Source organism: Gaiella sp. (genome assembly GCF_035558935.1).
Taxonomy (GTDB): Bacteria; Actinomycetota; Thermoleophilia; order Gaiellales; family Gaiellaceae; genus Gaiella.
The window spans coordinates 1-9060 of the sequence record NZ_DATMBZ010000073.1 but is presented as its reverse complement, the minus strand read 5'-3'; the positions used below and the strand labels follow the sequence as shown (position 1 = coordinate 9060).

Below are 9060 nucleotides of genomic sequence, written 5' to 3'. Positions count from 1 at the left end.
GCCGACGGCGCGAGGTCGTCGCGCCGTCCCTCCGCGAGCACCTCGAAGTGGTCGAGATGCGCGTGCCCCTCCGCGGGGACGAGGAAGAACCGTCGTCGCGTGGCGTCCTCGAGCGCGGCGAGTCGGCTGCCGCCCGGCCCTGCGAGGAGCGCGAGCGTCCTTGGATGCACGGCGATCCGATAGGCCTGGACGCGCGAGCCCGCACCCGCCGCGGCGAGCGCCTTGAGCCGCCGTTCGACCTGGAGCGCGACGGTCGCCTCCGAGACGACGATCCCGTCCCCGGCACAGGTCGGGCACTTCCGGGTCATCACCTCACGCGGGCCGTCGGTCACCTTCTGACGGGTCATCTCGACGAGCCCGAGCGGCGAGATCTCGACGACGTACGTCTTCGTCCGGTCTCGCTCGAGCTCCGTGCGGAACGCCTCCTCGACGGCCTGCCGGTTCTTCGGGTTCGCCATGTCGATGAAGTCGATGACCACGATCCCGCCGATGTCGCGCAGGCGGAGCTGGCGGACGACCTCCTTCACCGCCTCGAGGTTGTTCTTGACGATCGTGTCCTCGAGCCGTTGGGTCGAGCTCTTCGAGCGCGAGCCGACGAAGCTGCCCGTGTTGACGTCGACGACCGTGAACGCCTCGGCGTAGTCGAAGACGAGGTAGCCGCCCGAGGGAAGGTCGACGCGACGGTCGAGCGTCGAGGCGATCTCCTTCTCGACCCCGAAACGCTCGAAGAGCGGCTCCTTGTCCTTCGTGCGGTGGACGCGCTCCACCATGCCCGGGGAGGTCTTCTTCAGGTACCCGACGATGCGCTTGTACGTCCGTTCGCTGTCGACGTGCGCCGCGAGGAAGTCACCCGCGAAGAGGTCGCGCACGATGCGAAGCGGCAGCTCGGCCTCCTGGTAGACGAGCTCGTGGCCCGTCGCGACCTTGGCGCGAGCCTGGATCGTCTTCCAGAGGCGTTGGAGGAACACGAGGTCGCGCTCGACGTCCTCCGCGGACGCGCCTTCGGCGGCGGTGCGGACGATGACGCCACCCGTGGGCGGGGCGATTCCCTTGAGGATCTCCTTCAGACGCGTGCGCTCGGAGTCCTCGAGGCGGCGCGAGACCCCGAGCCCTTCGCCGTTCGGGACGTAGACGAGGAACCGCCCGGGAAGCGAGATCTCCGTCGTGAGCCGCGCGCCCTTCGTCTTCATCGGGTCCTTGACGGCCTGGACGAGGATCTGCTGGCCGCGCTGGATGAGATCGGTGATCTTCTTCCCGTGCCGCTTTCCCTCGAGCTCGGGAACGACGATCTCGTCGACGTAGAGGAACCCGTTCTTCTCGAGGCCGATCTCGACGAACGCCGCCTCCATGCCGGGAAGCACGTTGTCGACGGTGCCGACATAGATGTTCCCCGTGATCGAGCGCCGCTCGGGCCGCTCGAGGTAGACCTCGGCCACACGATCGTCCTCGAGCAGCGCGACGCGCTGCTCACCGACGTCGACCGAGATCAGGAGCTCGCGCTTCGCCTCGGGGAGCGGTGCGCGGCGGGCCGGTTGCCGGCGCCGCTCGCGGCCACTCGATCGCTGGCCCGAGCGTCCGCGTCCCGAACGGTCGCCGCGGTCGGCGGGCGCCGCCTTCTGCGTCGGCGCGGGCTCTTCGGCGGCGGTGCCGTCGCCCGCACTGCCGTCCGTCGTGCCGGTCGGCTTGCGCCGACTGCGACCACCCCTCGAACCACGGCGCCGACGCTTGCGCTCGGCCCCGTCGGTCGGGGCGGAGCCGTCCGTCGCGCTCTCGTCTGGCTGCTCGGCAGCCTGCTCCTCAGGCGGAGCCGGTGCCTCCTCCACTTCCGTGGCGGCTGTCGCCGCCTCGTCGTCCTTGCGTCGTCGAAACCGGAACCAGGGCAATCCTCTTATCTCCTCGTGTCAGCGCGCGCGGGCGCAGGACCGCCGGAACGGAGCGCGTCGCGCAGCGCGGGATGTCGAAACCTGTGGCCATGAGCCTGGAGGAAGGCTATCAGTGACGCGGTTGCGCCAGTGACCGCGTCGTCCGATGTGGCGACGGCGAGAGGCTCGACGCGAAATGGGCGCTCTAGGCGGCTGCGGGCCGGAGCCGCGCACGGCGCGCGCGAACGGCCCTGAGGCGCTGGGTGAGACGCGCCCAGGCCCAGGGCTCGAGCTCCTGGTACCGGCCATGGCCCTGCCCCCGCGTGGACTCGAGGTACTCGAACCAGGCGTCGGCCTCCTCGATCTGCAGCAGTTCCTCTGCGAGCTCCGTGTCCGGCACCGCCGACCTCCCCGTCACTGGGACCGTGATGGTGAGCGATGGTAGGACCCGGACCGGACGGAGCCGGGCCGGCGCCGAGCTAGCGGCTGCGCACGAGCCGGAACGCCGCCGCGAGACCGTACGTGACGCCTGCCGCGACCACGCTGTCGAGCAGGCGATTGCGGACCGGCAGCCGCCGCACCAGCGTCCGGGCAGCGAGCCCCGTCGCGAGCGCCGCGACGAGCGGCGGACCGATCGCCTCGGCCGTCTGGCGGGCCTCGCGAGGCGCGGGGCGACCGCTCGCCGAGTCGAGCTCGGAGAGCATCCGGGTCTGCGCGAGCGCGAGCACCGGAAGCCTCGGCGCCGCATCGCCGGCGAACGCGAGCGCTGCGGCGGCGAGTGCGCCGTCGGCCGCCCGCCGCCGCTCGACGGCGTCCCGGAGGACCGGGAGCTGACCGGCGAGCGCCGCCCCGTCGCGACCGAGGGCTGCTGCGAGGGTGTCCGCGATCCCGGAGACCGGGAACCCCTTGCCCGGCTCGCATTCGACGACGTCGGTTGCGAGCACGTACGGGATTCGCACGGATGCGGGACCGGTCTGGATCGCGACGACGGGGACGAGCGCCCGCGTCGCGGTGCGCAGGGCCTCCTCCTCGGCCGCTGTGGCGGCGCCTGCGACGACGCAGACGAGCGCCGCCGCGTCGGCGGGGTTGCCGCGCGTCCGGACGAGCGCCGGGTCGCCGCCGGCGGCGAGCTCGCGCGCGAGCTGCTCGGCGAGGACGCCTGTCACGAGGATCGGGCCCGTCGGCGCGACGTCTCTTGCCTGGCGGGCGAGTGAGAGGACCTCGCGCGGGCCGATCCCGAGCGGGCTCACCGAAGGAGGTCCCCGGCCCGGCCGCGGGCGTGGATGCCCTGCAGGATCCCGATCGCGACGAGGTTCGCGACCATCGACGAGCCACCCACCGTGACGAACGGGAGGGGGATCCCGGTGACGGGCGCGATGCCCATCGTCATGCCGACGTTGACGAACACCTGGAAGAGGAATGCGAAGACGACGCCCCCGGCGACGACGGCGCCGTAGAGGTCGCCTGCGACCGTGACGACCCGCAAGCCTCGCCAGACGACCAGGAGGTAGAGCAGGAGCAGGATCGCCGTGCCGAAGAAGCCCCGCTGCTCGGAGAACGAGGCGAACACGAAGTCGGTCGCGTGCTCGGGCAGGTAGTCGAAGCGCGTCTGGCTCGCCTCGCTCACGCCACGCCCGTCGAGCCCGCCGGAGCCGACCGCGGTGATCGACTGCTTCACGTTGTAGGTGAGCCCGCTCGGGTCGGCATCCGGGTTCGCGAACCCGGTCAGGCGGGCGGTCTGGTAGGGCTTGAGCACCTCGATCCCCGACGCGGGGAGAAACCACAGCACTGCCAGCGCCAGCGTCACCGCCAGGCCGGCCAGCAGCGCGAGGTGCAGCCACCGGACGCCCGCCACGAAGAGGACCGCCGAGAGCGCGGCCACGTAGACGAGCGCCGTGCCGAGGTCGGGCTGGAGGAAGACGAGCAGCATCGGCGCCACGCCGAGCGCGATCGCCGTGGCGACCGTCGTCAGCCGGCCCAGCTCTCGCTGGCGCTCGACGAGGAAACCGGCGATCGCGAGGACGAAGAGCACCTTCCCGAACTCCGACGGCTGGAACTGGATCGGCCCGAGGTCGATCCACCGCTTCGAGCCGCGGATCGCCTCGGCGAAGGCGAACACGACGACCATCAGGCCGATCGCGCCGACGTAGATCGCCCGCCAGTGGCGGCGGTAGAGCGACGTCGGGATCACGGCCGCGAGGACGAGGCCGGCACCGCCCACGGCCGCTGCGATCGCCTGCCGGACGACGAAGTAGTTGGGGTCGCCGGGCACGTCGAACCGCGTGATCCCGGACACGGCCCACAGCCCGTAGCCGACGAGCGCACCGGCCGCGAGCAGCAGCACGAGGTCGAGGCGACGGACGAGCGCGGCCAGATCGACCGTGTCGCGGCGGAGCGGGATCCTCTGGCGTCCGGCGTCGACGATCATCAGTCGGTGTTCACCAGGGTCTGAGAGCCGCCCTTCACGCCGAAGAACTTCTCGAACACGCGGAGGGCCGCGGGTGCCGCCGCGGTCGAGCCGTGGCCGCCGTTCTCGATCACCGCGCACACGACGATGCGCGCGACGTCCGTCTGGGCGGGCCCGTAGCCGCACCACCACGACTGATCCTCGAGATGCCCCGGCGGATAGCCGGGGAGCGGGACGACCTTCTCCGCCGTGCCGGTCTTGCCGGCGATCGGGACGGGGAAGCTCGCGAAGACGCCGGACGAGGTGCCATACGTGCTGTGCGTCGCCGAATAGAGGCCGTCGCGAATCACCTGGAGCGCGGCCGGGTCCACACCGGCCGACACGGGCGGGTCGGGCGTGTAGCGCCGCTGCACGAGCGGCGCCTGGCCGTTCGGCGCCGCCGTCTCCACCTGCGAGACGACGTACGGCGTGACCAGCTTGCCGCCGTTCGCGATCATCGCGTAGAAGCGCGCCATCTGGAGCGGGGTCACCTGGATGTCCTGCTGCCCGATCGCCAGCTGGATCGAGTTACCCGGGTTCCAGGCGCGATCCCAGTCGCTTCGGAACGCCTTCTTGCGCCAGGCCGGGGTGGGGACGAGGCCGGGCTGCTCGCCGCCGAGATCGAAGCCGGTCGGAGCTCCGAAACCGAACTTCCGGGCCCACTGCTGCATCCTCGTCCGGCCCTTGTCGCCCTCGAGGTAGAACTGGTAGCCCAGCTGGTAGAAGTAGGTGTCGCACGACCGCGCGAGCGCCTCGGGCAGCGTCATGGCGTGGTTGACGTAGGGGTCCCAGTTCTTGAAGACCTGCTTGTCGAGGCCGTAGGTGGCGCTCGGTGTGCACTGCAGCGACTGGTACGGCTCGAGCTGGTGCTCCTGCATCGCCGCGAGAGCGGTTACGGGCTTCCACGTCGACCCGGGCGGGTAGACGCCGCTCGTGACGCGGTTGATTCCCGGGTAGTTCGCGCGCTTCGCGGCGGCGTCGACCAACAGCGGCTGGATCTTCTTCGGGTCGACGCGACCGACGTAGACGGACGGCTTGTAGGTCGGCGTCGAGGCCATGGCCAGGACGGCGCCGTCGACCGGGTCGAGCGCGACCAGGGCGCCACCGTCGGCGTTCCAGGACTTGTTCGCGCGGGCCGTCTGGATCCCGAACCGCAGCGCCCGCTCGGCGGCGCGCTGGAGACCGATGTCGATGGTCAGGCGGACCGCGTTGCCCGGGCGTGCCTCGCGGCGAGGCTCGAGCGGGCCCTGGGGGCGACCCATCGAGTCGACGCGGATCTGCGCCTGTCCCGCTTCGCCGCGGAGGAACTCGTCGAGCTTTGCCTCGACGCCGGCCTTGCCGACCTTGTCGCCCGGCTTGTAGACCTTCGGACGCCGATCGAGGTTCTCCTGCGAGACCTCGCCGACGTAGCCGAGCACCTGCGCCGCAAGCGACTGGTACGGATAGTGCCGCAGGTACGTCTGCTGGATCCTGACGCCCGGGAACTCCGAGGAGTGCTCGTAGAGGTATGCGACCTGGTCCTCTCCGACGGCGGTCCTCACCGTGATCGGGTTGATCGGGTCGGCGGCACGCTCGTCGACCTCCTTCGCAAGGGCGAGCGGAGAGACCCGCAGGACTCCCGCGAGCCGCTGGATGACGGCGTAGCGGCGGTTTGCGGGCAGATCGCCGACCCACAGCTTGACGGCCGTGCCCGCGACGTTGTCGACGATCACCCGGCCGTGACGGTCGAGGATCGTCCCGCGCGGCGCCTCGATCCTGATCGTGCGGAGCTGGTTGCCCTGCGCCTCCGCGAGGTAGGTGTCGCCCGACAGCACCTGGAGCGACCACAGGCGGAAGAAGAGCACCGCGAAGACTGCGAGCGCGACGATGCCGAGGATCCCCACGCGGAAGGCGAGCCCCGGCGTGAGGCGGTACGGTGCCTCGACGCTCGGGTCGGGCGGCAGGAACCGCGTGGACGAGGCGCGCGGCTCGCCGTACGGCGCGTGCGAGCTCATACGATCTCTACCTGCCGCGCACCTTCGAGCCGGTCGGGCACCGCGAGGAAGGCACGGCAGAGGCGATGGACGCCGAGCGCCAGCAGTGCGGAGAGCACGGCGCTCGGCACGGCGACGACCAGCGCCTCCCGTGCCGAGACGGGCTGGCCGATGAGGAAGTGGAGCGCGACGCCGCCGATCCCTGCGAGCAGCGAGATCGCGAACGCGGCGAGCGGCGGGGCGTACGCACGGCCGCGGCCGGTCGTCTCGCCGTACCGGCCGGCCCAGTAGCCGGCCAGGGTGAGCACGATCGAGGTCGTGCCGAGCGTTCCGAGCGTCATCACGTCGACGACGAGGCCGCCCGCGAACCCTGCGATCGCGCCGGGCAACGACCCCGCGACGAGCGCGACGCACACGATCGTGACGAGCAGGAGGTCGGGCTCCGCCCCGAGCACGCGGATGCCGGTGATCACGGTCACCTGCACCACCGCGGCGAGGAGGACGAGCACGCCGATGCGAATTCCCGTGCTCAGGGTGTTCCCCGGTCCTGCGGGATGAGCACGAGCACGGACTCGAGCGAGGTGAGGTCGGCGAACGGCGTCACCTGGACCTGCGTGTACAGGTCCGTGTCGGTCCGCCCCACGCTCGTGACGCGGCCGATGCGGATGCCTCTGGGATAGAGCGACGACAGCCGCGGCGAGCTCCAGCCCGACGTGACGATCGTGTCGCCGTAGCGAACGCGAGCCTCCTTGGGGACGCGGTCGAGGCGGAGCGGCGCCCTCGGCCCGTTGCCGGGACGCACGATCCCGAACGCGTCCGTCTCGACGTCGAGCGCCGAGGCCGCGCTCTGGTCGTCCGTCAGCAGCGTCACGCGCGCGGTCCGGGAGCTCGTTCGGCTCACCTTGCCGACGAGCCCGTCCTGTGTCACGACGGGGTCGTCGACCCGCACGCCGTCGTTCCGCCCGGCTGCGATCACGATCGACTGCGCGTACGCTCCGGCCGGCCGGGAGAGGACGGCGGTCGCGAGCCCGCGGTAGCCCTCGGGGAAACGGGGCCCGTTCAGGTAGTGGAGAAGCCGGCGCAGCCGCTCGTTCTCGCGCTCTGCGAGGCGGCTCTCGACGACCTGCTGACGCAGTGTCTCGTTCTCTTTCTCGAGGCGAGCGGCGTCGGAGCGCGCGCCGAACAGGCCGTCGGCCCACCGATACGCGTCGCGGAACGGCTCGGCGACACGATCGGCCGCGACCTGGAAGGGGCGTAACACGGAGGCTGCGGCGTTCTGCGTGCTCGCGACCGGTCCGTCGCCGTCTTCGCGAAACGAGATCGTCAGGAGAACGAGCGAGAGCACGATGAGCCCCCCCACGACGAGTCTCCGCCGGGCCGCGGCGGTGGTTCGTGTCGAGGGCTTGCCTTCCGCGGGACGCCGGACGCTCACGCCCAGCACCGCCGTGCGTGCGGTGCGGTTCCGGGGCACCGGGCAATGGTACCGGCGTGTCGCGACGCCTCATGCCTCATCCCCAGGGGACTGGCCGCGCAGGGGCCTGTCCCCGCGCGACGCTTACGCGCGGGCCCCGCTTCACGGGGTCATTCCCCTCTCAGGGGACAGACCCCTATCGGCGGTTGCCGTTGCGGCGGGGGCGCGCCCGGTTCGAGCGGTGGATCGCCTCGAACTCCTCGAGGCTGCGGCCCGAGCCGACGGCGACGCACGTGAGCGGGCTCTCGGCGAGGTGCACCGGCATCTGCGTCTCGTGGCGGAGCCGCTCGTCGAGCCCCTGCAGGAGGGCGCCCCCGCCGGCGAGCACGATCCCGCGGTCCATGATGTCCGCGGCGAGCTCCGGCGGCGTCTTGTCGAGCGTCGACTTGATCGCGTCCACGATCTGGGAGACGGGCTCGTCGAGTGCGCGCCGGATCTCCTCGGAGGTGATGATCACCGTCTTGGGCAGGCCCGTGAGCATGTCGCGGCCGCGCACCTCCGCCTGCACCTCCTCGGTCATCGGGTGCGCCGAGCCGACCTCGAGCTTGATCTCCTCCGCCGTCTGCTGGCCGACGAGCAGCTTGTAGTCCTTCTTGATGTGGTTGACGATCGCCTCGTCCATCTCGTCGCCGCCGACGCGCAGCGACTGCGAGACGACGATCCCGCCGAGCGAGATGACGGCGACCTCGGTGGTGCCGCCGCCGATGTCGACGATCATGTTCCCCGTCGGCTCGGCGACCGGGAGCCCGGCGCCGATCGCCGCGGCCATCGGCTCCTCGATCAGGTACGCCTGCCGCGCTCCGGCGGAGAGCGTCGCCTCTTCGACGGCGCGCTTCTCGACGCCCGTCACACCCGAGGGGACGCAGACCACGACGCGCGGGTGCGCGAAGCGGTGCTGGTGGACCTTCTGGATGAAGTGACGCAGCATCTGCTCCGTGACGTCGAAGTCGGCGATCACGCCGTCCTTGAGCGGCCGGATCGCGGAGATCGAACCGGGCGTCCGGCCCAGCATCCGCTTCGCCTCGACGCCGACCGCGTGGACGTCGCCGGTGCGCTGGTCGATCGCGACGACCGAGGGCTCGGAGAGCACGATGCCCCGCCCGCGAACGTAGACGAGGGTGTTGGCGGTGCCGAGGTCGACGGCCATGTCGCGGCCGCCGAAGCCGGTCATCGAGCGGAACATCCCCATGGGAGGCGCAGTGTAGCTCCGACGGGATTTGCAGCCGTTTTCAGCGGTCAGCCGAGAAGCGCGGGAGCGTTCTCCTCGAGCATGTCGATCAGCAACGCCCCGGGAAGGCCGACGACGTT

8 protein-coding genes are annotated in these 9060 nt (G+C 71.3%); all 8 read right to left on the bottom strand.

Annotation, left to right across the window (positions count from 1 at the left end; genetic code table 11):
- A partial coding sequence (locus tag VNM44_RS07575; protein ID WP_325624483.1) for an Rne/Rng family ribonuclease occupies positions 1 to 1883 on the bottom strand: 1883 nt, incomplete at its 3' end.
- Positions 1884 to 2067: 184 nt separating this feature from the next.
- Positions 2068 to 2280, bottom strand: coding sequence for a hypothetical protein (locus VNM44_RS07570; protein ID WP_325624480.1), 213 nt, complete (start codon positions 2278 to 2280; stop codon positions 2068 to 2070).
- Positions 2281 to 2341: 61 nt separating this feature from the next.
- On the bottom strand, positions 2342 to 3112 hold the full coding sequence (locus VNM44_RS07565) for a hypothetical protein (protein WP_325624477.1): 771 nt from the start codon (positions 3110 to 3112) through the stop codon (positions 2342 to 2344).
- Entirely contained in the window at positions 3109 to 4290 is a 1182-nt protein-coding gene (gene rodA, locus VNM44_RS07560; protein ID WP_325624475.1) for a rod shape-determining protein RodA, read from the bottom strand. Before rodA ends, VNM44_RS07565 begins: the two co-directional genes overlap by 4 nt.
- Complete coding sequence (gene mrdA / locus VNM44_RS07555) at positions 4290 to 6302, bottom strand: penicillin-binding protein 2 (RefSeq protein WP_325624471.1); 2013 nt, start codon at positions 6300 to 6302, stop codon at positions 4290 to 4292. Before mrdA ends, rodA begins: the two co-directional genes overlap by 1 nt.
- Entirely contained in the window at positions 6299 to 6790 is a 492-nt protein-coding gene (gene mreD / locus VNM44_RS07550; RefSeq protein ID WP_325624467.1) for a rod shape-determining protein MreD, read from the bottom strand. The genes mrdA and mreD overlap by 4 nt, the downstream gene beginning before the upstream one ends.
- 20 nt (positions 6791 to 6810) lie before the next feature.
- Positions 6811 to 7752 carry a rod shape-determining protein MreC gene (gene mreC / locus VNM44_RS07545; RefSeq protein ID WP_325624464.1) on the bottom strand — a complete coding sequence of 314 codons (942 nt, stop codon included), beginning with the start codon at positions 7750 to 7752 and terminating at the stop codon, positions 6811 to 6813.
- A gap of 136 nt (positions 7753 to 7888) precedes the next feature.
- A complete protein-coding gene (locus tag VNM44_RS07540) occupies positions 7889 to 8941 on the bottom strand; it encodes a rod shape-determining protein MreB (RefSeq protein ID WP_340368628.1) in 1053 nt (350 codons plus the stop codon).
- Positions 8942 to 9060: the final 119 nt, after the last annotated feature.

Bases quoted from the DNA above. Each gene is read 5' to 3' on its own strand.
- rodA (WP_325624475.1), bottom strand. From the start codon at position 4,290: ATGATCGTCGACGCCGGACGCCAGAGGATCCCGCTCCGCCGCGACACG.
- mrdA (WP_325624471.1), bottom strand. From the start codon at position 6,302: ATGAGCTCGCACGCGCCGTACGGCGAGCCGCGCGCCTCGTCCACGCGG.
- VNM44_RS07540 (WP_340368628.1), bottom strand. From the start codon at position 8,941: ATGGGGATGTTCCGCTCGATGACCGGCTTCGGCGGCCGCGACATGGCC.